The 26,177-nt window shown below is 54.2% G+C and carries 25 protein-coding genes; 18 read left to right on the forward strand and 7 right to left on the reverse strand.

The features are described from left to right. Nucleotides 1-973 (forward strand): WIAG-tail domain (locus XYCOK13_RS19235; protein ID WP_213413868.1); only part of this gene is annotated, 973 nt, incomplete at its 5' end. 96 nt (nt 974-1,069) lie between these two features. Here the strand turns inward: XYCOK13_RS19235 and XYCOK13_RS19240 are convergent. After that, nucleotides 1,070-1,696: a hypothetical protein gene (locus XYCOK13_RS19240; protein WP_213413869.1), complete on the reverse strand. Its 627-nt coding sequence runs from the start codon at nt 1,694-1,696 to the stop codon at nt 1,070-1,072. Between the two features lie 181 nt (nt 1,697-1,877). Here XYCOK13_RS19240 and XYCOK13_RS19245 point away from each other — a divergent pair, with 181 nt between their 5' ends. From XYCOK13_RS19245 to XYCOK13_RS19260, 4 genes are all read left to right on the forward strand, one after another. After that, the gene (locus XYCOK13_RS19245; protein WP_213413870.1) at nt 1,878-2,975 is read left to right on the forward strand and encodes a PQQ-dependent sugar dehydrogenase; all 1,098 of its coding nucleotides are present in this window, start codon (nt 1,878-1,880) and stop codon (nt 2,973-2,975) included. 57 nt (nt 2,976-3,032) lie between these two features. Then, nucleotides 3,033-3,908, forward strand: a complete 876-nt coding sequence (locus XYCOK13_RS19250; RefSeq protein ID WP_213413871.1) for a protein phosphatase 2C domain-containing protein — start codon at nt 3,033-3,035, stop codon at nt 3,906-3,908. 194 nt (nt 3,909-4,102) lie between these two features. Next, on the forward strand, nt 4,103-4,873 hold the full coding sequence (locus XYCOK13_RS19255) for a class I SAM-dependent methyltransferase (protein ID WP_213413872.1): 771 nt from the start codon (nt 4,103-4,105) through the stop codon (nt 4,871-4,873). A 218-nt stretch (nt 4,874-5,091) separates the two neighbouring features. Further along, nucleotides 5,092-5,409 carry a hypothetical protein gene (locus tag XYCOK13_RS19260; protein WP_213413873.1) on the forward strand — a complete coding sequence of 106 codons (318 nt, stop codon included), beginning with the start codon at nt 5,092-5,094 and terminating at the stop codon, nt 5,407-5,409. A gap of 145 nt (nt 5,410-5,554) precedes the next feature. Here the strand turns inward: XYCOK13_RS19260 and XYCOK13_RS19265 are convergent, their stop codons facing one another. Together XYCOK13_RS19265 and XYCOK13_RS19270 are read right to left on the reverse strand one after the other, a co-directional pair. After that, nucleotides 5,555-6,214, reverse strand: coding sequence for an FMN-dependent NADH-azoreductase (locus tag XYCOK13_RS19265; RefSeq protein WP_213413874.1), 660 nt, complete (start codon nt 6,212-6,214; stop codon nt 5,555-5,557). A gap of 45 nt (nt 6,215-6,259) precedes the next feature. Next, entirely contained in the window at nt 6,260-6,415 is a 156-nt protein-coding gene (locus XYCOK13_RS19270) for a hypothetical protein (RefSeq protein WP_213413875.1), read from the reverse strand. A gap of 236 nt (nt 6,416-6,651) precedes the next feature. Between XYCOK13_RS19270 and XYCOK13_RS19275 the strand changes: the two genes are divergently transcribed. From XYCOK13_RS19275 to XYCOK13_RS19295, 5 genes are all read left to right on the forward strand, one after another. Continuing rightward, a complete protein-coding gene (locus XYCOK13_RS19275; RefSeq protein WP_213413876.1) occupies nt 6,652-7,659 on the forward strand; it encodes a LacI family DNA-binding transcriptional regulator in 1,008 nt (335 codons plus the stop codon). 287 nt (nt 7,660-7,946) lie between these two features. Continuing rightward, the gene (locus tag XYCOK13_RS19280) at nt 7,947-9,341 is read left to right on the forward strand and encodes an ABC transporter substrate-binding protein (RefSeq protein ID WP_213413877.1); all 1,395 of its coding nucleotides are present in this window, start codon (nt 7,947-7,949) and stop codon (nt 9,339-9,341) included. 87 nt (nt 9,342-9,428) lie between these two features. Next, complete coding sequence (locus tag XYCOK13_RS19285; RefSeq protein WP_213413878.1) at nt 9,429-10,511, forward strand: carbohydrate ABC transporter permease; 1,083 nt, start codon at nt 9,429-9,431, stop codon at nt 10,509-10,511. After that, nucleotides 10,511-11,602, forward strand: a complete 1,092-nt coding sequence (locus XYCOK13_RS19290) for a carbohydrate ABC transporter permease (RefSeq protein WP_213413879.1) — start codon at nt 10,511-10,513, stop codon at nt 11,600-11,602. Before XYCOK13_RS19285 ends, XYCOK13_RS19290 begins: the two co-directional genes overlap by 1 nt. A 122-nt stretch (nt 11,603-11,724) precedes the next feature. Next, nucleotides 11,725-13,401 carry an alpha-glucosidase gene (locus tag XYCOK13_RS19295; protein WP_213413880.1) on the forward strand — a complete coding sequence of 559 codons (1,677 nt, stop codon included), beginning with the start codon at nt 11,725-11,727 and terminating at the stop codon, nt 13,399-13,401. A 344-nt stretch (nt 13,402-13,745) separates the two neighbouring features. Here the strand turns inward: XYCOK13_RS19295 and XYCOK13_RS19300 are convergent, their stop codons facing one another. Then, the gene (locus XYCOK13_RS19300; RefSeq protein ID WP_213413881.1) at nt 13,746-14,333 is read right to left on the reverse strand and encodes a DUF6199 family natural product biosynthesis protein; all 588 of its coding nucleotides are present in this window, start codon (nt 14,331-14,333) and stop codon (nt 13,746-13,748) included. A gap of 329 nt (nt 14,334-14,662) precedes the next feature. Between XYCOK13_RS19300 and XYCOK13_RS19305 the strand changes: the two genes are divergently transcribed. Continuing rightward, nucleotides 14,663-15,547, forward strand: a complete 885-nt coding sequence (locus XYCOK13_RS19305) for an SMP-30/gluconolactonase/LRE family protein (protein WP_213413882.1) — start codon at nt 14,663-14,665, stop codon at nt 15,545-15,547. Nucleotides 15,548-15,751: 204 nt separating this feature from the next. Here the strand turns inward: XYCOK13_RS19305 and XYCOK13_RS19310 are convergent, their stop codons facing one another. Beyond that, nucleotides 15,752-16,453, reverse strand: coding sequence for an ATP-binding cassette domain-containing protein (locus XYCOK13_RS19310; RefSeq protein ID WP_213413883.1), 702 nt, complete (start codon nt 16,451-16,453; stop codon nt 15,752-15,754). A gap of 206 nt (nt 16,454-16,659) precedes the next feature. Between XYCOK13_RS19310 and XYCOK13_RS19315 the strand changes: the two genes are divergently transcribed. The 5 genes from XYCOK13_RS19315 (at nt 16,660) to XYCOK13_RS19335 (ending at nt 21,516) form a co-directional block, all read left to right on the forward strand. Further along, entirely contained in the window at nt 16,660-18,105 is a 1,446-nt protein-coding gene (locus tag XYCOK13_RS19315; protein ID WP_213413884.1) for a spore germination protein, read from the forward strand. Next, entirely contained in the window at nt 18,102-19,304 is a 1,203-nt protein-coding gene (locus tag XYCOK13_RS19320) for a Ger(x)C family spore germination protein (RefSeq protein WP_213413885.1), read from the forward strand. Before XYCOK13_RS19315 ends, XYCOK13_RS19320 begins: the two co-directional genes overlap by 4 nt. A gap of 6 nt (nt 19,305-19,310) precedes the next feature. Next, nucleotides 19,311-19,538, forward strand: coding sequence for a hypothetical protein (locus tag XYCOK13_RS19325; RefSeq protein WP_213413886.1), 228 nt, complete (start codon nt 19,311-19,313; stop codon nt 19,536-19,538). 25 nt (nt 19,539-19,563) lie between these two features. Beyond that, a complete protein-coding gene (locus XYCOK13_RS19330; protein ID WP_213413887.1) occupies nt 19,564-20,652 on the forward strand; it encodes a GerAB/ArcD/ProY family transporter in 1,089 nt (362 codons plus the stop codon). Between the two features lie 66 nt (nt 20,653-20,718). Further along, nucleotides 20,719-21,516, forward strand: coding sequence for a Nif3-like dinuclear metal center hexameric protein (locus XYCOK13_RS19335; RefSeq protein ID WP_213413888.1), 798 nt, complete (start codon nt 20,719-20,721; stop codon nt 21,514-21,516). A 139-nt stretch (nt 21,517-21,655) separates the two neighbouring features. Here the strand turns inward: XYCOK13_RS19335 and XYCOK13_RS19340 are convergent, their stop codons facing one another. Then, nucleotides 21,656-22,555 (reverse strand): C40 family peptidase, encoded by a 900-nt coding sequence (locus tag XYCOK13_RS19340; RefSeq protein ID WP_213413889.1) that lies wholly within the window; start codon nt 22,553-22,555, stop codon nt 21,656-21,658. A gap of 188 nt (nt 22,556-22,743) precedes the next feature. On the opposite strand from XYCOK13_RS19340, the gene XYCOK13_RS19345 reads away from it, so the two are divergent. Then, on the forward strand, nt 22,744-23,784 hold the full coding sequence (locus XYCOK13_RS19345; RefSeq protein ID WP_213413890.1) for an FUSC family protein: 1,041 nt from the start codon (nt 22,744-22,746) through the stop codon (nt 23,782-23,784). A gap of 15 nt (nt 23,785-23,799) precedes the next feature. Here the strand turns inward: XYCOK13_RS19345 and XYCOK13_RS19350 are convergent, their stop codons facing one another. Continuing rightward, nucleotides 23,800-24,096: a DUF3817 domain-containing protein gene (locus tag XYCOK13_RS19350; RefSeq protein ID WP_213413891.1), complete on the reverse strand. Its 297-nt coding sequence runs from the start codon at nt 24,094-24,096 to the stop codon at nt 23,800-23,802. Between the two features lie 225 nt (nt 24,097-24,321). Here XYCOK13_RS19350 and recQ point away from each other — a divergent pair, with 225 nt between their 5' ends. After that, nucleotides 24,322-26,115 carry a DNA helicase RecQ gene (recQ, locus tag XYCOK13_RS19355; protein WP_213413892.1) on the forward strand — a complete coding sequence of 598 codons (1,794 nt, stop codon included), beginning with the start codon at nt 24,322-24,324 and terminating at the stop codon, nt 26,113-26,115. The last annotated feature ends 62 nt before the right edge of the window (nt 26,116-26,177 follow it).

Below are 26,177 nucleotides of genomic sequence, written 5' to 3' on the forward strand. Positions count from 1 at the left end.
CGTGAGCGGCGAGCAGTTGCAGGAAGAGGCCGTGCAGACGAGGCACTTGGCTGCGCAGAGCGTGGACGCAAGCAAGCTGGCGGCGGAATCGGTAGGCGAAGCGCATTTGCAGGCTAATAGCGTGAGCGGCGAGCATCTGCAGAAGGATGCCGTGAAGACAAGGCATCTGGCTCCAGGCAGTGTGAGCGATGAGTCATTGCGAGTACTGTCCGTTGGGCCGGAACATCTAAAGCACCGCTCGGTGCAGCCGCTTCATCTGGCGAAGTCGGCCGTGCTCAGCGAGCATCTCGGCGACGGCGAGATCGAAACGCGCCATCTTCAGCATGCGAGCATTACAGACAGAACGATAGCGGAAGGCGCTATCGGGTTGCGGCATCTGTCTGAAGAAGTTTTGGCCGTGCTGTATCGAAACGCAAGCGATGTGTCGGCGGAATGGCCGGAGGTGACGGACGCCGGCCTTGAATCGGAAGAGGGATCGGCAGTTATTGCTGCAGAGGCAACCGACGACCAATCCCAAGCTGAAGCACCCGCATTGACATCGCTGGATAGCGATGCGGAGGAGGCAGGCATTCCAACCTCTGCTCAAGCTGCAGGCAGGCTGTCCGACCCGGCCGAATCGGAACCAGCGGCTGCGCAGGTTGAAGAAGCCGGCGAGGCGAATAGAGCAGAGCAAGAAGCTGAAGCTCCGATTGACCCGGCTGTTAAGCCATCTTCGTCAGCGGAAGACAGGCCGCTTCATCAGATGGGGCTAGTCCCTTTTCAAATCAGCAAGACGAACTTGACTGCAGAAGTGGAGGTGTTCTTCAGCAAGCCTTTCCCAAACCTTGAATATGCGATTGTCGCTATGACGAGCAATGCGATCTGCTATGCTTCCGTCATGGAGAAGAAGCACGGATCCGCCATTCTGTCCATTGCCAAATCCAAGCCTTTCGGCGAGCAGACAGGGATTGTGAACTGGATTGCCATGGGATAATGCAAAAAGAAGCTGCCCGCAAGTGTATTCAGAAAACTGGGGCAGCTTCTTTTGCAATTGTTAGAGAATGCGCCATGCGCTTCGAAAATCAGTTCGCTACAAGATCGTATCCGTCTTCAACTCTCCATTTTCCAGCCACTGATAGACAGAGATCGAACCATCCTCGTCAGCCTGATAAGCGCTGTAACCATTCACTTGGCCTTCACTGTCGAACTGGATGAAAATTTGCAGCGCCACATCCCCCTGCTTGATTCCTTCCAGATCCACGCTGTCCAGTACATCGTCGAAGCTGTAGCCGTCGACAGCGCCAATATCATAGCGCCAGCCTTCGGCGTTGTCCATGGCCATCGTAATCTCTGCGTAGTCGTCGCCGATAAGCGCGGCGACCTCCTCCTTCGTCATGCCGATAGCCATGTTGGCATCCAGTTGAGCAACGGTAAAGGGAATCGCAGCTGTCTCAGTGCTGTCGTCTTCTACAGCAGTGTTCCCTTCCTCGGAGTGCTCCTCCGGAAGCGGCTCCGCAACTGGAGGATCGTTCAATGACGCCCCTTGTCCTTCTGATTGATTTGGATCTACCGGCTGCTCGGTATTAGCGTCTGCTTCTTGCTGCAACGCATTGTCTTCTTCGCGAAGTTCCTGCTCTCCCTGATTGGTTCCGCTGCACGCCGACAGAATCGACGCTGCGGCGAAAATGGATGCGAGCAACAGTGTCCATTTTTTCATTTTGATCCTGCACCTCCATTCATATCAAACCGAGTTTCAGACGGTGTAATCTCTATACGTATCAAGGTCGCAAAAAGTTGCCGAACTCGTCCGATATGTGGGATGAGGGTCCGCTTCATGTACGGGAAAAGTGTTGGTATACTAGGATCACACAGACCGAAATGAAAACAGGAGGAGTGTCATGAGGAAGGAGCGGATTTCCATGCAGATGATCTTATTGGCGATGATGGTGGTATTGGCAAGCTGCGTCGGACAAGAACAGCCTTCACCTACGAATTCGGTGTCAGAAGAACCCGTGCAGGAAGTAGAAGGCTATCGGGTATTGGCGGATCACCTTCGCGTGCCATGGGCGATTGCCGTTGCGGGTGAGACGTTCTATGTAACCGAACGGCCCGGCTCTATCGTGCGCATCACGCCTGAAGCGCAAGAGAGGCAGGAGGTGCGGCTCGCCAAGCCTGTTGCGGCTCGGGGGGAAGGAGGATTGCTCGGCTTCGTCTTGGCGCCGAACTTTGAGGAGAGCCGGACAGCCTATGCCTACCATACTTATGAAGCGGATGGAGGCGTATACAACCGGATTGTGCTTCTCAGGGAGGATGACGGGGAATGGAAGGAGGTTCGTGCACTGCTCGAGGGCATACCGGGTTCCTTTGTACACAATGGCGGCAGGTTAGCGATCGGGCCTGACCGGCACTTGTATGCTGCGACCGGAGATTTCAACGAAGCCGAAGAAGCACAACATGTGGAGAGCCTCGGGGGCAAAATTTTGCGCATGACACTGGAAGGCGAAGTCCCCGACGACAATCCATTCCCCGGCTCCTATGTATACTCATACGGACATCGGAATCCTCAGGGCTTGGCTTGGGACAGCAACGGGCAGATGTACAGCTCGGAGCACGGGCCATCGGGGTCCCCCGGCGGCCATGATGAAATCAACCGCATTGAGGCTGGGGGGAATTACGGATGGCCGCTCTTCATCGGCGACGACACGGAGTCCGGGTTCATTGCTCCGTTGTATCATACCGGGCCGACCGCAATAGCTCCTTCCGGCACAGCTGCACACGAACAACAGTTGTACGTAGCAGCTTTAAGGGGGGAAGCGCTGTACCGTTATGACCTGGCAGCTGGCGAACTTGAACCTGTATGGCAAGGAGAAGGGCGCATCCGCGACGTGCTCGTTTATGAGGGCCGTATATTCGTCATAACGAATAATACGGACGGCCGCGGCCAAGCCGGAGATACCGATGACCGCCTGCTGGAGCTGAACCTGGAGGACAATTAGCAGAGACGCAAGTCGGCAGATGCGGCAATAGCAACCTCACAGAGGAGTGGAGAATCGATGAACATAACAGCTGTATCCATGCAGGGCAGCAGCGATTGCAACGAAGACGCGATTATCCGCAATGACGGCCTGGGCCTGTACGGAGTAGTTGATGGAGCTACCTCGCTCGTGCCTTACCGAAGCGAGAATGGCGACACTGGAGGCAAGCTGGCTTCCACGCTCATCGCCGACTTTCTAAATACTCAGAAGGAGCTTTCGGTGAGTGGAGCAACGGTCGGCCCGGAAGCGCTGATGGAACTGCTGAGTGAAGCCAACCGAAGGCTTGCCCGGCAGATGGAGCTTTGTGGAATCGAGAGCGCAAGGAAAGAACAGCTGTGGACAGCCTGTGCGGTTGTCGTGCGGGTTGGCGAGCGGTTCATCGACTTTGCCCATGCAGGTGACTGCATGCTGATCGTCACGTACCGGGACGGCACCATTCGAGTGGTGACCCATGACCAGCTCGCCTCGGTCGATGAGCGAAGCATGCAATGGTGGGTGAAGGGCATGGAGGAGGGGCTCGCCAATCGGGAGGAGCTGCGGGATTTCGTTAAGCCGCGGATCATGGAAGGACGCAAGCTGGCGAATCGTCCCGGCGGCTATGCGGTGCTGAATGGCGACCCGGCGTTCGTTGACTACGCGGAATTCGGGCGCCTGAGCCGGACAAATGTGGAATCTTTGCTTCTTATAAGCGACGGTCTGTATATTCCGAAGCCGCTGGACGCCTCGCCCGCAGATGGCGCGTTGGAAGTGGCTGAATCCGTTCGGGACAAGGGGCTGGAGCGTTATCTGGAATGGTTGATAGCCCTCGAAGAGAGCGATCCCGATTGCTTGCGCATGCCCCGCTTTAAGAAATCGGACGACAAGACTGCCGTTCTTGTGCAGTTCAACAGCTAGTTCAACGAAGGGGACTGGTGATTGACGAAGGCATCCGGGCATCATACAATGGAAGATGAATCCAATTGAAAGTGAGTGAATGGAATGATTGTAGGAACAGATACCACCAAACATAGCATGAAGCGAGGCACGGAAAGGTAAGGAATTCACACGCCTTCCGTGTGTTCGATCCTATAATCACGGAGGGATATGCATTGACTGATCAGCGATATGATCAAGGAATCGCCTACGATGGCCGGTATTATGAGGAAGTGGGCGACTTCTTGCGGGAAAACTATTTGGAGTACGGATTTACGCATGGCACGGTGCAGGAGGTCGATTACTTGGTGGCGCGGCTGGCATTGCAGCCGGGACAGCGACTGCTGGATATTGGCTGCGGACCCGGAAGACATAGTCTGGAACTGGCTCGGCGCGGCATTCATACAGTTGGCGTAGATATTTCGTCGGGATTCATCGCCTTTGCGCAGCAAGCAGCCGCTGGTGAAAACTTGCCCGCTAAGTTTCACACTGCAGATGCCAGGGAGCTTGCCTTCCTGCAGGAATTCGATGCGGCCATTTGCTTGTGCGAGGGAGCGTTCGGATTAGCTGGCAGCGAGGCCAATCATCGCAAGGTGCTGCAGGGAGTATATGCGGCATTGAAGCCCGGCTCGCCTTTCGTCCTGACAGCGATTCATTCGCTCCATTTGGCGCGGCAGCTGACGGATGAGAGCGAATTTGATCCGTACACAAGCACGGTTATACATCGCGAGACTATAACGAGCCCGGAAGGAGAAAGCCGGGAGGCTGCTCTTTATACGACGGCTTTTACTTATCGTGAGCTTAAGCTGCTTCTTGAGGGAGAAGGGTTTGTAATCGATGCAGGGTACGGCTGCACTGCTGGACAGTTCCGTTCAGAGCCGCTCCAGGCATCAAGTATGGAAATCATGATGATTGCACGCAAAGCCGGAAAGCCCGGCGCAAGGTAATCGCAAGTATGAATGACTGATGAAAGGCTCCTCTGCGTACGCAGTTGAACAAGCGGAACAATAGCTTGTACCTCTGACGCGGGGGAGCCTTTTCTGTGAACGGGCTATACATAGTAAGGGCTCATCAAAAAATTCACAGGTGTGCAGGGAATCGGCAGACCATCGCGAATTAGACAATAGAAAGCGCATACATAATAAGAGCGAGAGGGTGAAGGACATTGTACTTGTTTCAATATTTGAATTTGCAAGCAGGCGCTTTGTGCAAAATCACGTCTCCTGCAAGCAAATTCGAAGGCCAAATTGTGGAGTACGAGCGGATCGAATATTATATGCAGAAGCCTTACTTCATCTTCCGAAGCATAGACCAAAAGCGCGTCATCCTGGATAGCGATGCCGGATTCTGCGTCTTGCCGTACAGGGGCAGTCTGGAATTTTTGATCGGACTGGCTCTGCAGACGAAGGACCGGGAATGGTTCAATGAATTGGTATACCGCTGGAAGCACGAAGCGGAGGTTTCCAATGAGACCAGCTGCTGATTCCATGAGCAAGCAGAGGATGTCCGGAAGGGCAGAAAGGAAAGGGGAGATTCAGACCATCAGCTCCTTCCCAACCAGATAGACCTGATCCATTCGCAGGGGGACCTTAGCCTGTAAGACGCGAGGGTCCCCTTGTTACGGCTGGCTACTCAACCGGAACGGTCTGCAAGGCGAACGACTTCGCCATTTCTGCCGCGCGGGCGATAGCCTTCTCTTTGATTTGCTCAGCCTGGCCAGGCATCTGTGCCATGCCCTCCACGAACAAGGAAGTCACTTCCGTAACCCCGACGAATGCGAGCAAAGCCCGCAGGTACCGGTCACCGAACTCCATCTCCTTGGCTGGCCCTTCGGAATAGATGCCCCCCCGTGCTTGAATGTGCAGGGCTTTGCGGTTGTGCAGCAGGCCGACAGGTCCCTCTGCGGTATAGCGGAACGTCTTGCCCGCAATGCAGATGTTGTCCATATATACCTTCAGCTTGGGAGGGAAACTGAAGTTCCACATAGGGGTAACGAAGACGTATTTGTCCGCGGCGATAAACTGATCAGTCAATTCGTTGATACGCGCTACCTTGCTTTTCTCATCGGGGGACAGGTCATCGAAGGCTTGTCCTTGCTGGAGCTTCCCCCAGCCACTGAATACATCGGTGTCGATGAACGGGATATCTGCTTGATACAAATCCAACACTTCAATCTCGTCCTCCGGCGCTGCCTGACGATAGGCGGACAAGAAGGCTTGACCGACAGTCAGACCATAGGATTCCTCTGCCGGTTTGGGATTTACAGTGACATACAATAGTTTTGCCACACTAACCATCCTCTCGATCCAATCGTTTTGATTGCTTGCAGCGGCCTAGCTCTCCCCTTCTTTTTCTTCTGGAAAAATATCCATGCCATACGTGAAGGAAAACGCGGTCGGGTCAACAGGGCTTTCGCTCTCGACTTGGCGCAAGGGCTCGTCTGGCTGCTTAACATCCTGCAATGGAATATCTACACCGTACACAAACATTTGCTTTTCCCTCCCTAACTGATGACTTCCCAAGCACGCGAATAGAATGCCCGCGGTTGTTCCCCCTCATGCAGACGGTGACGATATTTGTCAGAATGAAGCCGAAAAGAAAGAATCGCCTCTTGCCATTCCCATAATTGCCCTCTATAATAAATTTGAAAAGCTTTTCAGAATCCGCTTGCAAGAACCGATCATGAAGCAGCATGAGTCAGGATGCAGCAGGAAAGGAAATCGCAATGAAACCGACAATCCGAGATGTCGCCAATATGGCTGGTGTGTCCATCAGCACGGTTTCCCGTGTGATGAACGCGCCGCAGACCGTCGTGGAGAGCAAGCGCTTGCGCGTGCTGGAAGCAATCGAGAAGTTGAAGTATCAGCCCAACGGCTTTGCCCGCGGCTTGATCTACAAGAAGTCCAATACGATCGGTGTGATGATCCCTGATATTGAAAGCATGTATTATGCGGGGCTCATTCGGGGGATGCAGGACGCCGCCGTTCAACTGAATTGCAGCTTGATGTTCTGCAATACTGACAGGGACAAAGATCGGCTATTATCGTATATTGAAAATTTTTATGAGAAGCAGGTCGATGGCATTATATTTGCAAGCGACGCCCTGCATCCGGCTTATTACGAAAAAATGACCCGCTTTCATTTTCCGTTCGTGCTGGCCTCCACGCATTCTCTCGATTACGACATTCCTTCCGTGGACATCGATGATGAAAGCGCGGCATACGCGGCAGTCGATTACCTGGCCAGGGAGGGGCACCGGCAAATCGGCATGATCAGTTTCCCTTTCGGTGCGATGATCTCCGGCCAGCCCCGCTATGATGGCTTCGTCCGGGCGTTGCGCGACCATGGACTGGAAGCTTGCGCCGCCCATGTTGAATTTGCCGAGCATCGGTATGAGCATGCCTACCAGGCTTCCCGGCGGCTGCTGGAGAAGGCGCCGAACCTGACAGCGGTATTTGCCGCATCCGATGAGTTTGCCATGGGGGCGATCACGGCCATTCAAGACGGCGGACGGTCCGTACCGGACGATGTATCCGTTATCGGCTTTGACAATATCCGCATGGCGGACATGTACATTCCAAAGCTGTCCACTGTAGCGCAGCCCGTATATGAAATCGGCATTAGGGCCATTCAGAAGCTGCATGAACTGATAACGGACGGCTCTGTCAAGCAGTTGAGAGAGAAGCTGCCGCACAAGCTGATCATTCGGGATTCGTCTAAGCCGCTTCGCTGACAGCGGCTGTCGTGAGTCGGAGTGGGGGAACGCTCCTCAGCAGCGAAGTGGATGGGCCGGTGCCGCTTTCGTCTTATGCGATGATGAAAAGCTTTTCAGAGACATTTTTCACACATGAATTGAAAAGCTTTTCAGTATAGTAAAGGAAAAGACTGCAAATTCTTTTGAAAGGAGGTGGTGAACGGAACCAAGCTGTCAAGGTGCGACTGCTTGATTGAAGATCTGAAGCCATCGAGAAACATAGGTAAAAACAAGCACATGAATTCGTAAACAAGGGGTTGATTTGGATGAAAGCATGGATCAAGAAAAGACATATCTTGCCTTTAGTGGTGGTCATGCTGCTCACACTCGTGCTCAGTGCCTGCGGCGGTGGGGGCAATGGCGGCAACGATGCCGGGCAAAATCAAGGTCAAGGCAATGCGGGCGGAAATGCTGGGACAGGCGGGGAAGGCTCCTACCTCGAGCGCGCCTATGCGGGTGAATTTAGCGGAACCAAGGTAACGATGTTTGGTCCGTTCACCGACGAGGATGAAGTGAAATTTTTGAATGCCATTGCGGCATTTGAGGAACAATCCGGTATAGATATTGCCTATGAGGGCTCCAAGGAGTTCGAAGCTACGATTTCTGTCCGCGTCAATGGCGGCAATGCGCCGGACATCGCGGACTTCCCGCAGCCCGGTCTGCTGGAAACCTTCGTACGGGACGGACATGTCATCGATGTGCGCAGCTTTATGTCGGATGACTGGCTGAACCAGCAATACAACGAAAGCTGGCTGGATATGGCTACGATGGAAGGCCCGAACGGCGACATAATGGCAGGCATCTGGTCGAGAAGCGGGGTGAAGAGCCTCGTCTGGTACAACAAGAATGAATTTGAAGCTGCCGGCTATGAAGTGCCGACTACGTGGGATGAGTTGATTGATTTGTCTGAACAAATTGCCGCGGATGGCGATGCGGCATGGGCCATCGGCATTGAATCCGGCGCAGCGACCGGCTGGCCTGCAACGGACTGGATTGAGGACATCATGCTCCGGACCACTACTCCGGAGAACTATGACAAGTGGGTTTCCGGCGAGCTGCCGTTTACCGATCCAATCGTGAAAAATGCGTTTGAGAGAATGGCTGAAATCTGGATGAATCCAGACTACGTATACGGCGGTACGAAATCGATCGTGACCACTTATTTCGGCGATGCGCCGAAGCCGCTGTTCACGAACCCGCCAGGGGCATATCTGCACCGTCAGGCAAGCTTTATCACGACGTTCTTCCCGCCTGAGGTGACAGCAGACGATTACGACTGGTTCCCGTTCCCGCCGATTGACGAGCAGTATGGCACACCGGCGCTGATTTCGGGTGACTTGTATGCGATGTTCAATGATCGTCCTGAAGTGCGCGCAGTCATGGAATTCTTCACAACAGGCGAATCGATCAGAACTTGGGTGCAATCCGGCGGCGTCATCGCGCCGATGAATGATGCGGAGCTCGACTGGTATCCGACTGAAACTGAACGCCGCATGGCTGAGCTTGTGCAAAATGCCGAGACGGTACGCTTTGACGGCTCTGACCTGATGCCGGGCTCCGTTGGCGCAGGTACGTTCTGGAAGGGGATTACCGATTATGTGAGCGGCACGGTGGATCTGGATACAGCCCTGCAGGAAATGCAGAGAGGCTGGCAGCAGTAGTTGCCGCTCGTACCAAGATGTGGGCGCATCGCTTGGCCATGCGCCCCTCATCTTTAGTCTGGCAAGGATAAGCGAAGGAGGATAAGGATGCAAGCACAAACCAAGAAAGACAATACTCTGCGCCTTCTATTGTTATCCCTTCTTGTTCCGGTCGCAAACCTGCTCGTACACGGTTTGATCTTTCTTTTTTTGCGGGACGCGGGGCTTCCGCCGATCGCCAACGCTTTGGTGGCGATTGTTTGGGGGGCGCTCGGTATTTATTCGATCTACTATTCCTTTAACTGGGTAGTGGAGAAATACCCTGATCAATGGAAGCGGAGAATATTGCCTTATGTGTTTGTCGGTCCGGCCGTCATCCTGCTTGGCTGGCTGCTCTTCCTTCCAACGATGCGGACGCTGTATCTCAGCTTTTTCGGTCCGAACTCAGCCGACTTTGTAGGCTTGGCCAACTACGCTGCTGTTTTCACAGACCGCTTGCTGGCCACGGCGCTTCGCAACAATCTGCTCTGGGTATTCCTCGGGACGGGCGCCTGTGTGACGCTGGGACTGCTGGTAGCGGTGCTTGCAGACCGCAGCAGCTTCGAGAAAACGGCGAAAGCCATTATCTTCATGCCTATGGCGATTTCTTTCGTCGCGGCGGGCGTCATCTGGAAATTCATCTATTATTATCAGCCCGGCGATACGCAGATCGGCTTGCTGAATGCGATTGTCACTGCCTTCGGCGGCGAGCCGCAAGCATGGACAACGATGCTGCAGCCGTGGAACAATTTATTTTTGATCGCGATTCTCATCTGGATGCAAACCGGTTTCGCCATGGTCATATTTTCGGCTGCCATCAAGGGCATCCCGGAGGACATTCTGGAAGCCGGACGCATTGACGGCGCGGGTGAGATCCGGATCTTCTTCAGCATCATGATTCCCTACATTTCCGGAACACTGCTGTCGGTTACGACTACGATTATTGTGTTTACGCTGAAAATATTCGACGTGGTCATGATCATGACTGGCGGACAGTATGACACCGAGGTCGTCGCTACGCAATTTTACAGACAGCTCTTCATGTTCCAGAACACGGGCTATGGTTCGACGCTGGCGATTGTGCTGCTGATCGCAGTCATTCCGGTGATCATCATCAACCTGAGACAATTCAGGAAGCAGGGGGGATTCTAATGCCAGGGAAAAAGAAGCGGCGCGGCTCCAAGTGGATCGTCAACAGCGTGCTCGGGTTCATCTGTTTGATTTGGCTTATCCCGACTCTGGGGTTGTTCATTTCCTCGTTCCGTCCTGCAGCGGATATATTGAGCGAGGGCTGGTGGCATGTCTTCCCGCATCGTACATGGACGACGGCCGAGCAGATCACGCTGCCTGAGGATACAGATTTGCGCGCTCCGATTGAAGTGAATGGCAGAACCTTCACCGATACCGAGCTCCGGTCAGGCATTGTGGTGGATGGTCAGCGTCTAATCTGGGAAAATCGGCGCGAGCGATTGCTTAACGTGCAGGAGCGCGGTTGGGGCGCCTCGTTGAACTTTACGACCCAGAACTATGAGGCCGTGCTGGGCGGCAAGGAGTATGAGATCGTCATGCCCGGCGGCGGCGTCGAGACACAGCGGGGAACCGGGATGACCCAGTCGTTCTGGAATACGGTGGCGGTCGCGTTTCCTGCAACGGTCATTCCCGTTTTTATCGCCAGCTTCGCCGCTTATGCGTTCGCCTGGATGCGATTTCCCGGCAGGCGCATTATGTTTGTGGTGATCATCGCCTTGCTGGTTGTGCCGCTTCAGGTAGCCCTGATCCCGGTTCTACGGGATTATACGAATCTGGGGCTGAACGGCACGTACCTGGGCATATGGCTGGCGCACGCGGCCTTCGGTCTGCCGTTGGTCACCTACTTTATGTACAACTTTATTAGCCAGCTGCCGAAGGATTTGTTCGAATCGGCGTTCATGGACGGCGCTTCCAACTTTACGATGTTCAGTCGGCTTGTGCTGCCGCTTTCTGTGCCCGCACTGGCTTCGATAAGCATTTTCCAATTTCTTTGGGTGTGGAACGACTATCTGGTCTCTTTGATCTTCCTCGGCAATCAGCCGGAAGTACAGGTCATGTCCATGAAGATAGCCAGTCTGGTTGGTTCGCGCGGCAACGACTGGCATTTGCTGACGGCGGCAGCCTTCATTTCCATGCTGATGCCGCTTGCTGTCTTCTTCACGCTGCAGCGGTTCTTTGTCAGAGGGCTGATGGGCGGCGCCGTCAAAGGATAAGGCTGGTATAGGTGGGATAGCACTCTCGACGAAAAAGCGGGGATGCCCCGCTTTTTCCTTCGTCCTCCGACTGCCGGCGCACACAACTTGCAGATTATTTGTTCAGGAGGATGGCAGCTTTTATGCATCGAGCATGGTGGAAAGAGACTGTGGTTTATCAGGTATATTGGCGCAGCTTTTATGATACGAATGCAGACGGCTACGGGGATTTGAACGGGATCGTGGAGAAGCTCGACTATATCCAATCGCTCGGCGCAACGATGATCTGGGTAAACCCATTTTACGCATCCCCCGACAAGGATAACGGCTATGACATTTCAGACTATTACGCGATCATGGATAAGGCGGGCTCTATGGCCGACTTTGATCGGCTATTGGAGGAGGTGCAGCGGCGGGGGATGAAGCTGATGATGGATGTGGTGCTGAACCACACATCGGATGCGCATCCTTGGTTCCGCGAGTCCCGCTCCTCCCGCGACAACCCGAAGCGGGATTGGTACATCTGGCGGGATCCGGTGAACGGCGGCCCGCCGACCAATTGGCGCTCCTATTTCAATCCGTCAGCATGGCAGTTCGATCCGCAAACGGGACAATACTACCTGCACTCCTTCGCAATCGAGCAGCCCGATCTAAACTGGCGCAATCCGGAAGTAAGGCAGGAGCTATACCGGGTGCTGCGATTTTGGCTGGACAAGGGCATTGACGGTCTGCGGCTCGATGCCATCGCGCTGCTCGCCAAGCCGGACGTCTTCGCCGATGTGGAGCAGCCGGAAGACATCCGCTACTTGACGAATCACCCCGGTCTGCATGAGTACCTGCAGGAAATGCATCGCGAGGTATTCCGGCATTATGATATCCTCACGGTTGGCGAAGCCGCCTTCGTCACGCCCCAAACCGGCCTGCTTTATGTGGATGAGCGGCGCCGCGAGCTGAATACGCTGTTCCACTTCGAGGTGCTGGATGAAATGCCGGAGTGGGATTTGCCGCGATTCAAGCGCATTCAGCGCAAGTGGGCAGAAGCGTTGAAGGGCCGCGGCACGAATTCGCAATTTCTCAACAATCACGACCATACCCGCCAAGTGACCCGATACGGGAACGATGGCGCATATAGGGTGCAATCTGCCAAGCTGTTGGCGCTTATGCTTCACACGCTGCCGGGGATACCGTATATATATCAAGGCGAAGAAATCGGGATGACGGGCGTGCGGTACGATTCGATCGCAGCGTATCAGGATATTGCGATGCGCAACAAATACGCGGAGGAAGTGGGAAAAGGCCGCGATCCGAATGAAGTTTTGCGCAGCCTGCAGCCGCTTAGCAGGGACAGCTCCAGATCGCCGATGCAATGGAATGCGCAGGAGCACGCGGGCTTTACGACGGGGGACCCCTGGATAAGGGTGAACCCCAATTACCGCGAGATCAATGTTGAGGCTGCGCTGCGGGATGAGGAGTCGGTATTCGCCTTCTATCAGGCGCTTATCCGCCTGCGCAAGCAGCACCCAGTCATGATCTATGGCGACTATACGGATATCAGCGGCGATGACCAGCACGTGTATGTGTATACGCGCGAGCTTCGCGATTCCGAAAGCGGGGAGGTCCGCTGGCTCATTGCACTGAACCACAGCGAGCAGCAGCGTGACTTTGCATTGCCGGATGAACTGCTGCAAGCGGGAATGAAGCTGCTGCTGTCCAACTATACGGATACAGCGCAGGAATTGCCGCAGCATGTGCAAAAACTGCAGTTGCGTCCGTATGAAGCCTGCCTCTATGTCGTGGAAGGTCGATTGCGCACGCAATGAGAGTTGAAAAAGCTGCCTCGTAGGCAGCTTTTTCTATTGCGCGCCGTATTGCCGCATTTTGGCGCCCCGCAGACAGCTGTCCGCCCGCCGCCGGTAGCTCATTTGAACGAATGATCGTACAAATCCGCCCGCTGAGCGCGGCCGGTAGCTCATTTGAACGAATGATCGTACAAATCCCGCCGCCCGAGCGCGGCCGGTAGCACATTTGTACGAATGATCGTACAAATCCGCCCGCCTGAGCGCGACTGCTAGCTCATTTGAACGAATGATCGTACAAATCCCGCCGCCTGAGCGCGGCCGGTCCCAGTCAAGACATGGACCGCACGGCATACCTTCTGGACAACTTACAGTGACAGGATGAAGAGCCAGCCTGCTGCAAGCATCGTGAGGACCCCGCCAACCTTGCACATGAAGTAGTAGAAGTCCGAAGGCTCGGGGGCGTTGGCATACCATGTCGAGGGCGTGAGATAGAAAAGCACGTCCTGGAAACGTTGATATCGAAAGCCGCACCAGCCGTAAACGAAGAGAATCACCGCTCCAAGAAAAAGGAGAAAGCCGCCTTGCTTTTCGTGATATGGCGGATGGGCAGCCCGGACGATGGCGGAGGGGGAGTAGAGCCAATTACCCTCTTCCAGGATTCTTTCATTCCCAGCATAGATGGCAATGCCGTGCATCCACTCACTGTTCTCATCATAGGTTGTCAGTCTGCCGTCTATGTCCTGCACCACAGCTGTGTGTCCATCGGGAGAGGCAACGGTATAACGGATGTATGGCAGCGATTCTTGCTTTGTGATGAAAAATGGCGCTTGATCGATGCTGACGACTGCTTTGTCAGCAGCCGGATGCTGCACTTCGATCACCGGACCCCAATACGAGCGATACTGGCTGGCGTTTTCGTCCGCAGCGCTAAGTTTGTATTTGTTTGCATTCACGTAAAATACGGATTCGGTATAGTACGGATAAGCCCAGAAGGCGATAACCGCTATAGCAAGAATGAGCAGACCTATCCGCCAGGCAGGGGATCGGAGTATGCGGCGAAGGGGATTCGTTCCAGCGATAGGAATCAGTCCTTCCGTAGCAGCTTTTCTCTTATTACGCAGGCGGCAGCATTTCGTTGCAGGCTGATCGAGATCGCGCGCGCTGGACGAACGGGTCTACATTTTGAAAAAATCCCTCACTAGTCACAGTGCGCTCCTTATACTATGCTGGAACAAAGGCACCAATTAATATATCCAGATTAGAAGAAGGAGGACTTTGCGCAATGCTGACTTTACAAGCACAATGCGTGCTCGATCAAAAAGCATCGTTAGGCGAGGGCCCGGTATGGGACGATCGGCTTCAGGAACTGTTCTGGGTAGATATCGAAGGCCGCACATTGCATCGCTTCAAGCCGTCGAATGGCGAGACCAGGGAGTATGCACTGAAGCGGAGGATTGGCGCTGCTGTCCCGGCAGAGGACGGGACCTGGATCTTGGCGCTGGAGGACGGCTTCTACCGCCTTCATCTGGACAGCGGGGAAGTGAACGTTGTAGCGCTGGCGAGCGAAGAACCAAAAGACCAGACCCGGCTCAATGATGGCAAGTGCGACGCCCGGGGGCGGTTCTACGCGGGAACGATGCACTACGGCTGCTCCGAGCCTCTCGGGGCGCTGTACACGTTGGAAGCGGGCGGCCAAGTAACGAAGCGCCTTTCCGGCGTGACGATCTCGAACGGCCTGGCTTGGAGCGCCGATGAGCGGACGATGTATTACATTGATTCAGCCGAGCAGGTGGTGAATGCGTTCGATTACGATGCCGAGAGCGGCGAGATTAGCAACCGGCGGGTCATCCTCTCTCTGGCTGACGAGGCCGGCGGTCCGGACGGCATGTCGATCGATGCGGAAGGGATGCTTTGGGTTTGCCATTGGGGCGGTTGGCAGGTGTCGAGGTGGAATCCTCTTACGGGAGAGAAGCTGGCCAAGGTGGAGCTGCCCGCAGCGAACGTCACCTCCTGTGCGTTCGGCGGCGAGCATCTGGACGAGTTATACATCACCACCGCACGCATCGGCAACGATGAGCAGGCTTTGCAGAAGCAGCCGCAAGCGGGCGGGGTTTTCAAGGTTAAGCTGGATGTGAAGGGCTTGCCGGCAGCCCGGTTTCGCGGGTGAAGGGGCTAATGCTATGGAGGGGGGCGTCAAGCCCCGCCCCTCCACAGCAAGCGCTTTGTTCCAATCCATCCGGCTGAAGACCATAGACACGGTGAAAGAAACAAGCGATCCAGCAAGCAGGACGATGAGCAGTAACGTTAACGGACTGGTCAATGGAACAGCAAACGCAGTTCCGATCGCCACAGTTCCGGACCCGATCAGGAACTAGGCGGAGACAATCCCCGTCATAGTGGCGAAGCACCTTTCGCCCGTTCTAATGTGTCCCTTCGATTTCCGGGTAAGCTTCCCGGAGTTGGGCCGAGCCCCATATCGCTGCTGCCAGTGTTTGGACGAGCAGGCGTTGCGACAACATGGGTTCGACCCATCCGCGTATACGATTGACGTACCGTTTATACCAGGCAGATTCTCCGCTAGGCCAACTTCCACCAATTCCGTGCAATCGGAATCTTCCTTTCCTTCCACACAGATAGCGATGCGATCGCTGACAGTTACCCCGAGGCCAACTGCATATGATCTGGGGAAAAATACGGCTGATCCCGGTTCGACCGCTAAAGCGGGGAGCAGGTCCTCTTCCGCCATGGCAGTTACATCGTCAAGTAACGGCCTGTCGCCATCCCGATGGCCTATCTCCTTGACGGGCTCGAAGCCAGTCTCACCGCCGCAGAAAGTCCGGAACCGTTCCGGTGAGGCGCCGCTGCGCACTTTCCCATCGACAGCAGTCATATTCAGCTCGGCTGCAATTTGTCCCTCCCGAAAGAAGACGACCCTTTCTCTCATAAAACGCACGCTTAGATCACGGGCGACCCAAATAATGGATTGTCCGTGCTTGTCATTCCTATCCGCGATGAATCGCAGCATGTCCGCAGAGGCTGGGGAATCCAGATTGCCTGTCGATTTGCTTATCACTTATCCGGTAAAATGTGCAGATATGTTTCATTTCCCAAAAGGGATTTATGAAGCACCTTCCCGGTACATGCGGCTTCATCCTCCGGTACATACGGCTTCATCCTGTAAATATGCAGCCTTTTGTGGGCCATATCCTCGCAGTTTGCTGGATTTTTCATTTTTTTGATCCAACAGGGAATACTTTCAGTATAAGGGGGATCGCATGTATGAAGCAGCAAAAAAGCGGGAATTTTGCCGTTCATCTGAAGGACAATATAGCGCACATGCATACCATTATGGGGGGGAGTTCCGATTTCGTGATTCGCGAGGTGACGGTTGACGGGACCTGCGATATGGCATTGTTTTACTTGGATGGGATGGTCAATCAACGAACTGTGCAGGAAAGCGTCATCTCTCCTCTGTTGGATCGCCTGCCCAATCAAATCGTTACGCTGGAAAGGATTCGGGCGAGTGTGCTCGACGCGAGTGAAGTAAAGGTAGTCGACAATAGGGAGGACGCAGTGGAACAGATTTTGTCCGGGAGTCTCCTTCTCTTGATGCAGGGGCATCCGGAGGGCTTGATCATCTCGCTGCCGGGCTGGGAAGAACGCAGCATTGAAGAATCGAAAACACAGCCCGTTGTCAAAGGCCCGGCAGACTCGTTCATTGAAACATTGCGAACGAATACGACTCTGGTGCGGCGAAGGGTGAAGGACAGCAGATTGCGTGTCTGTTCGATGACAATAGGCAGTCAGTCGAAAACAGATATAGCGATTATGTATATAGAGGGGCTCGCCAAGGACGAACTGGTGCGCGACCTCCAACAACGGTTCGAGTCGGCCAAGCTGAACCGGGTGTTGGAAGGGGAGTACCTCGAGGAAATTCTGAATGCAAAGAAACAGCGGACTCTATTCCCACTGAATTATAACACAGACCGTCCGGATACGATTGCCGCAGGGATTATGGAAGGTCGGGTCGCGATCTTTATAGACGGCACGCCGTTCGTGCTGCTGGTGCCTTCCGTCTTTGTGGACTTTATCCAATCTGCAGAGGACTATTATCAACCGTACCTGTTCAGCAGCTTGATACGCCTGCTGCGCTTTGCGGCCTTCATGATTTGCATGCTGGCGCCGTCCGTCTACATTGCGTTAACGACTTATCATCAGGACATGATCCCGACTCAGCTGCTGCTAAGCTTGACCGCACAGCGTGAAGGCGTCCCGTTCCCGGCGTTTGTGGAGGCGCTGCTGATGGAGACAACCTTCGAAATATTGAGGGAGGCCGGTTTGCGAATGCCGCGCACTATTGGACAGGCTGTCTCCATTGTGGGGACGATCGTTGTAGGGCAAGCTGCCGTTGAAGCGAGCATTGTGTCAGCGGTAATGGTAATTGTCGTATCGATAACCGCGATTTCCAGCTTTGCCATTCCTTCGTATGCAATGTCCATTCCGTGCCGGCTCCTGCGCTATGTCTTCATGGGGCTTGCCGCCACAATGGGCGTATACGGAATTACGATAGGCATTCTTGTGCTGATCGTGCATCTATGCAGCCTGGAATCCTACGGGGTGCCCTATATGAGCCCGCTCTCGCCCTATCGAAAGAAGGGGAAGCAAGACGGCATCCTTCGCTACCCGTTCCACAGATCGTCCGAAAATCGGAGTGGTGCAAAATGAGGATTTCCTGCCGATTGGCTTTGCTCCTCTGCCTGGCGATGCTCTGCTTGACAGGATGCTGGAATCGCAAAGAGTTGAATGAACTGGCGGTCGTGCTGGCGGCTGGCATCGACTCTGTAGACGATCAATATGAGGTGTCCTTGCAGATTGTGGACCCGTCAGCGATGTCCAAGCACCGGATCGGGGATCGCTCGCCTGTACTGGTCTTTTCTGAAAAAGCGCCAACGATATTCGAAGCGCTGAGAAAAATGACGACCCATTCCTCGCGGAAAATGTATATTGCTCACCTTCGTTTTTTGATTGTAGATGAAAAGACGGCAAGAACAAGCATTCAGGAGCCCATGGGCCTTTGGTTCCGCGACCATGAGGCCAGACCGGATTTTTATATTGCTGTAGCCAAGGATGTGCGGGCAAAGGACCTGCTGGGGCTGGTGACACCGACAGAGGTGCTGCCTGCCATGGATCTGCATAAATCACTTAAAGTCTCTGAGAGAACGTGGGCGCCGACAGCGGCCGTGAACGTGAAGGAGCTGTTCAAAGCCTTGAAAAAAGAAGGGATTAGCCCGATTTTGACAGGCCTGACAATCAGGGGTGATATGCAAAAAGGCATGCGTCTGGAAAATGCCAAGCAGCCTATATCTCCCGCAGAGTTCCAGTTTATGGGGATCGGCGTGTTTCGGGACGATCAGCTTGTCGGATGGCTTGATGAAACGGAGAGCAAAGCGCTCAATTATATAAAAAACAAGGTGGTGAATACGGTAGGGAGAATGAAGTGCCCCGATTCAGAACAAGATTTCGTGGTCGAGGTTATCGAGACCGAGACGAAGATGGACGCAACGATCAAGCATGGACAGCCGCATGTAAAGCTGGATGTGTTTGTAGAAGGGAATATTGGAGAAGTGCACTGCCAAGGGGACCTGAGAGATGTGAAGGTGATAAGGGCGCTGGAGCAGGCAGCGAGCGACGAGCTTCTCTCCGTATTGGAAGCCGGGATACATAAAGTGCAGAAGGTATACGGCTCCGATGTGTTTGGCATGGGCGAGGTCTTTCATCGAAAGTATCCGAAGCAGTGGAAGGAATGGAAGCACGACTGGAATGACCGGTTCAAGAACGATCTAAAGGTGGAGATCAGCATCGATTATCAGATACGCAAATTCGGCAAGGTCATAGGACCGCTGGAGAAAAAAGAACAGGAGTGAGGCACTGTGCTGCTGTTGGGCATGCTGATTTCGCTCGGCGCCGCGCTGGGGTCATATTGGCGATGGATGCGGGATAAACATTACCGGGACATCGCGGCAAGCGCCTGCATACTGTCTGGCGGCATGCTGCTGGGTATTCTGCTTATGCTTCATGTGAAGCTGCCATTTCTTTTGGATTTTGTCGCAGCTGTGTTTCGGCCATTGACGAATATGCTGGAAACATGGCTTTCTTAACCCCGATATGGAGGTGCTCCATTCCATGACACTTACGACTCGTCAAGCGATCCTGTGGTTTGCGATGCATCAGCTTGGAAGCGCCTTTCTGGTGCTTCCTTCTACGCTGGTTTATATTGCGAAGCAGGATGCTTGGATTTCCGTCCCAATTGCGATAGCCGTCTATTTGCTGATTGTTCTACTCTATATGCCGCTTGCCAATCGGCTGAACGGGATTGCCTTTCACGAACATGTGACCTCCATCCTGGGAAAGTGGCTAGGGAGCATGAGCATCATCGTGTTTATTGCGGCCTTTCCGTTTTTCATCTTTACACTGGTCCTAAGAGACCTGGGCGACTTTATCACTGGTGTCATGATGCCGGAAACGCCTCCCGAGGCGGTTTACTTGCTCATGCTTTTCGCTGTTTTTTACGTGGTGCACAAAGGAATTACGTCGATTGGCCGGACAGCGGAAATATTGTTTTTTCTCGTCCTCTTCTTGTTTGTTGTCCTTACCGTCTCCTTGTTTCCCAGCGTAGAGCTTGAACAAATACTGCCCGTTTACGAGAATGGCTTCAAACCGATCATGCTGGCCTCGCTATCTTTGATCGCCTTTCCCTACTACGAAGGGGTGCTGTTTCTCTTTTTATCTGCGCACATGCAGGATGTGCGGAAGTGGAAAAAAGCAGTGGTTTGGAGCGGGCTATTAAGCGGAGGCATGTTCTTTGTCACCTTGTTCATGGTGATTGTGGTTCTCGGTCATGAAGTCGTGGCAGATCTCGTCTATCCGAGCTATTTTGTTGTACGCACGATCAGCATAGGCATATTTTACGAGAGGTTCGAGGTGATGGTAGCTGTTTTGTGGTACATTACCATTTTTTTTCGAATGTCCTTGCTGCTCTATGTTTCCGCATACGCGCTGGCTGGCGTCCTCCGCTTGAAGGATTACCGTTCCCTGCTGATACCGCTCGTTACGTTGGCTTTCTTTATGGCGCCGATTGGTTGGCCCAATAGGGCCGCCGCCATGAACTCCTTGAAAGTTTGGCCGATTTACGGTGCTATCTTCGGGGTGCTGTTTCCATTGGCCATCTGGCTTGCGGGGAGCTTCAGGCGCAATAGCTACGGGAAACAGTAGACATAAGCGGGGCTGTATGATAAGAAGGGGAGAGTGAATATTGTCGCGAATGAGGGGAGCCATAGGATGAAAACTACCATCAGTCAAGTGATGCGGGCGCTTACCGAGCCAGTAGGCGTGCTGGAGCCAACGGTGGATACGTTGAAATATGGGGATCCGGAGGCAGAGGTAACCGGGATTGTTACAACGTTTATGCCGACGCAGGCAGTGTTGGAAGAAGCGGTGGAGCTAGGCGCCAATTTGATTGTTGCCCACGAAGGGCCATTTTTCAGCCATCAAGACAGCTTCGTGCAAGCGTTGAAGCAGGACCCGGTCTATCTTGCCAAGGACGCTTGCATTCGCGAAGCGGGGCTGGCATTATTCCGGTTTCATGATTACTGGCACCGCTATCAGCCGGACGGGATTATGGAAGGACTGCTGGAAGCGCTGGCTTGGAGCGACCGGGCTGTCAGACATGAAGCAGTCGCCTCAGTCGTTCAGCTGCCCCCGGTTACTGTCCGGGAAATTGCGCAATATGTAAAGCGCCAACTGGGTCTGTCCTATGTCCGCGTGACGGGCGGTCTGGACCAGACTTGCGAACGGATCGGGCTGTTAGCCGGATACCGGGGCGGGGGAGAGCATGCGATTCCGTTATTCGAGCGAGAGCAACTGGACTTGGTTGTATATGGGGAAGGTCCGGAATGGGAAACCCCCGAATATGTCCGCGATGCGGTTCGCCAAGGCAGGGGGAAGGCGTTGATCGTGCTGGGGCATGCCGAGAGCGAGGCGGCAGGGATGAAGCTGCTGGCGGATCGCCTGCAGACCCGATTCCCGGATGTGCCGGTTCATTTTGCTGCGAATCCGCCCATCTTTCAAGTGTTGTAAGGCCAGGGCTGCAGCCGCCTGCGAGCGGTATTATTTCCCGTATGGAGCGCAGGCAGACCTGAAAACAAGAAGCTGTCTCTCAAGTCATTGGACTTGGAGACAGCTCCTTTAGCAATAGGATGAAGAGTTTATCATTGCCTTACAGGACGCGTCTTGCCTTTACATACTTGTCCTGCCAGTAGCCGGAATTCAGCGTATCAATGGCGACTCCGTTCGAGGATGGCTTGTTGTGAATAAATTGGCCGCCTCCCATATAAATGCCGACATGGTTAATCGAGCCGTTGCTGTTCGTGTCAAAGAAGACGAGGTCGCCCCGCTTCAGGTTGCTCTTGCTGACGGCTGAGCCCTCGTGCTGCTGATAGCGGGTGCCCCATTTCATGGAGACGCCGTGCTGTCCATACACATACTGTGTAAAGGAGGAGCAGTCAAAAATCCATCTGCTTGGATTGCGCACGCCATACGAATAGGTCACTTTGCCGCTGAGGCTTTGCGCGGTGGCAATGATAGCGTCTGCCTTGGCACTGGACGTGCTGCCCGAACCTGTGCTGGGCTGGCTGGGAGCGCCGGAGTGCGATATATAGTTGGAAGATATGTATCCAACGGTACCGTTGTGATTGATTTTAACCCAGTAGCTGTTCGTGACCTCAAGCACTTGAACGACCGTCCCCTTGCGGATAAGTCCAATCTGGTTGTTCGCTACCCTCGGGGCGGAGCGGAAGTTGACAGAGCTTGTAATCGTGCCGCTGGAAGCTGGCGATGTGACGGCTGACGAAACGTATTTCGTATATTTGTCATCCGCGGATATGTACCCGACCATGCCTTCCTGCGTCTTGACCTTGAGCCAGTAATTGTTCACCTGTTCAATGACTTGAACGGGCTCGCCTTTGTTCAGCATGCGGTGAATGCCGCCGTCAGTGCTCGGAGCCCACCGGAAGTTGACTCCATAGGTGACTTCGGCTTGATAGGCGCCTAAAGCGGTTGAAGGAGCAAGTAAGCTCAATGCAATGACGGATGCAGCTATTCTTTTTTTCATTTTCATTTGTGCTAGATTCCTCCTATTCGTTAATCTATTACCATAGTAACCAGTGAAGAGAAAGGATTGCATTACGCAAATGTTGGTAATCCTGACGAAGGAGGCGGAATCACCCGTCAAATCAGTAATTTTGCAAGTCAGCCTGAAGGAAAGGTAAAATAAGGATAGATCACAAAGAGGAGGCTCGTGTAATCATGACCATGGGTCCGCGTGTCATCAAGACAGGGCTGTCGATTGTGCTGGCCTTGTATGTGAGCGCCCTTCTTGGGCTGACGCCTGCCATATTTGCAGCGGTTGCGGCAATCTTCACGATTCAGCCTTCGATTTACAGGACGTGGCGGCAGGTTTTCGAGCAGGTTCAAGCGAACGTGCTTGGAGCGGCCGTCGCCATGCTCGCGGTGATCAGTTTGGGGAACAGTCCGATCGTGATCGGCATTGTGTCGGTTCTTGTCATCATGATAAGCTTAAAGCTGAAGGCGGAGAAAACGATCGCCCTCACCATGGTCACCGTATTGGTCATTATGGATGCGCCAGGCGATGACTGGACGTTTGCTCTCAATCGCTTCGCGATCATTATGGTCGGCATGGCATCGGCCTTCATCGTCAATATTGCCCTGTGGCCGCCCCGGCATGAGAAGCAGTTCGTAGAAGGGGTACATGCCGCATTCGACCAGATGTCGCTGCTGCTGCGAACGTCGATCTCGAATGAAATGACGGAAAAAGCGTTCCGCCGGCAGCGGGAGGAGCTGCGGACGAAGCTGGAAAAGCTGGATGAGCTGTTCAGCTTGTTCAATGAGGAGCGGCGCAAGCTGAAGCGGGTCAAGCCGGTTCATGTCATTAACGCGCGGCGGTTTGTCGTGTTCAAGAAGATGCTGCTGACGCTCCACAAGGGGGCCGAGGTGCTGGATATTGTGACGAAGCACTATTTCCAGAGCACGCATCACGCCGAAGCGGGAGATATATTTGACAAACATATCGAGCATCTGATTACGTACCATGAATATGTCTTGCTGAAATATGAGGGGACCATTAAGGGGAAAGAGACCCGCAGCCGGGAGATGATCCGGGACAACGGGCTGTTTATGCACCAGGTTATGGGGTTTTACCAGGCCGATGAAGACAACGTGCGCCTGTTGCTGGTCGGTTCGGCGATTTTTGACTACGGCTTTCATCTGCATCGGCTGGAGCGCTTGATCGAGCATGCCAAATCACCCGAGCACGGATCGGCCGGGTAAGTTGCATGCAGCTATCTAGCTGGAGGTTTCGTCACGGAGCCTGCGGTCCAGTACGAATGTGCCGAATGGCAAGAGCGAAGCGACAAAGGCGCCCAAACCCCAAAGGAAGGACTTGCGGTGCCGAATCATGACATGCAGGGCGGCGAGGCAGAACAGAATGAACAGGACGCCGTGGGCCATCCCGACAACGGAAACCATCGTCGGCATGTCCAACGCATATTTGAGGGGCATGGCAATGCCGAGCAAAATGAGGTAGGATAGTCCTTCAAGCAGCCCGATCACCCTCAGGCGGCCGATCGCCGTACGAAACATGGGATCACTTCCTTTTCTCACATATTCTTCTGAATCTATTATAGCGAACGACTGCAGACTGAGAAATACAGAATTCGAGCATTTTGTGTCGGGCCCCGTGAAAATAGCAGAATCGGCTGCGAAGCTGCCCTTCACTTTCACGGGTGTTGTATCGGGCCCCGCGGCAGGAACAGGAATAGCATCGAAGCTGCTCTTCACTGTCGTGGGTGTAAAGGAGAGGTTGTCATGATCGAGCAAGCCAGACAGGCGCTCAAACAATGGTTTGGGTATGATGCATTTCGCAAGGGACAAGAGGAGCTGGTCAGCGCGCTGCTGGACGGACGGGATGCGCTGGCTGTCATGCCGACAGGAGCGGGGAAATCGATTTGCTACCAGCTTCCGGCCCTGATGCTGCCGGGCACGACCTTGGTTGTGTCCCCGCTGATTTCTCTAATGAAGGATCAGGTGGACGCGTTGAATGAGACAGGCATTGCGACCGCCTTCCTCAATAGCACACTTCGTGCGGATGAGCTGAACAGGACGATGCAGGAAATGGAAGAAGGCCGCTACAAAATGATATATATTGCCCCGGAGCGACTGGATTCGGAGCGGTTTATGCGTTTGGTCTCTTCCCTGCATATACCGCTGATTGCCGTTGACGAGGCGCATTGTGTTTCGCAATGGGGACACGACTTTCGGCCAAGCTATATGCAAATCCCGAAGCTGCTGCGCCAGATTCATCCGCGGCCGGTAGTGGCGGCCTTTACCGCGACAGCAACCGACAAGGTGAAGGAGGATATCGTCCAGCATCTGAAGCTGAGTCGGCCGGTGCGCGTGACAACCGGATATGCGCGGGAGAACCTGACCTTCTCCGTCGTCAAGGGTGTAGACAAGCGCAAATTTCTGGCCTCCTACATGCAGCAGCGAGCCGGACAGTCCGGCATCATCTACGCCTCCACGCGCAAGGAGGTGGATAGCTGCCGGGATTACTTGCTTCGGCTCGGCATTGAGGCCGGACGCTATCATGCCGGTTTGAGCGAGCAAGAGCGGGCGGAAAGCCAGGAGAAATTTCTCTATGATGAGCTGAAGGTGATGGTGGCCACGAACGCCTTCGGCATGGGCATAGACAAGTCCAATGTGCGCTTCGTCCTGCATTATAATGTACCGAAAAATCTCGAATCCTACTATCAGGAAGCCGGCAGAGCGGGCAGGGACGGCGAGCCGGGAGAATGTGTGCTGCTTTATGCGCCGCAGGACACCATGACGCAAAAGTTCCTGATCGAGCAAGGCGAGTCCGACGAGCAGCGCAAGCAGATGGAGTACGCCAACTTGCGCGACATGATTGACTACTGCCATACGACAGGCTGCTTGCAGAAGCATGTTGTGACGTATTTCGGGGAGCAGGATGCAGCAGAGTGCGGACGCTGCAGCAGCTGCACGGATGAGCGGGAAGTGACAGATATTACGGAGCATGCGCAGAAGATTTTTTCTTGCGTAGTCCGCATGAAGCAACGTTTCGGCATTACGATTACAGCGAAGGTGCTGCGCGGGGCCAAGGATGCGAAGGTGCGGCAGTTCGGCTTTGACCGGCTGCCTACCTATGGGGTGATGGGCAGCTACAAGGAAAAGGAAATCGTGCAGCTGATTAACGTGCTTGCCGCGGACGGCTATCTGCGGTTGTCGGACAGCCAATTCCCGGTACTGTCCCTGACCCAGAGAGCAGTCGCTGTGCTGGAAGGGAAGGAACGGGTAGAGCAGCGCGTCACGATTGTGGAGCAAGCCGCTGAACGGATTATGCTGGCTGGCGACGACGAGCTGTTCGACCGGCTGCGCCAGCTTCGCAAATCGCTCGCTGACAAGGCGAAGGTGCCGCCATTCACGATCTTCCATGACGCGACGCTGCGGGAAATGTGCGTGCGCTTGCCTGCAAGCGAGGCCGAGCTCGGCGAGGTCAAGGGTGTGGGAGAACGCAAGCTGGCCCGCTATGGTCGGGCGTTTCTTCAGGTGATTGCCGAATATGCTGCGGAGACAAAGAATTAGCCAAATCCGGTTTCGCCCGAAACGTATACCGGGCAAACCGGGATCATGGCAAGCCAATGAAA

The organism is Xylanibacillus composti, from assembly GCF_018403685.1.
Classification (GTDB): Bacteria; Bacillota; Bacilli; order Paenibacillales; family K13; genus Xylanibacillus; species Xylanibacillus composti.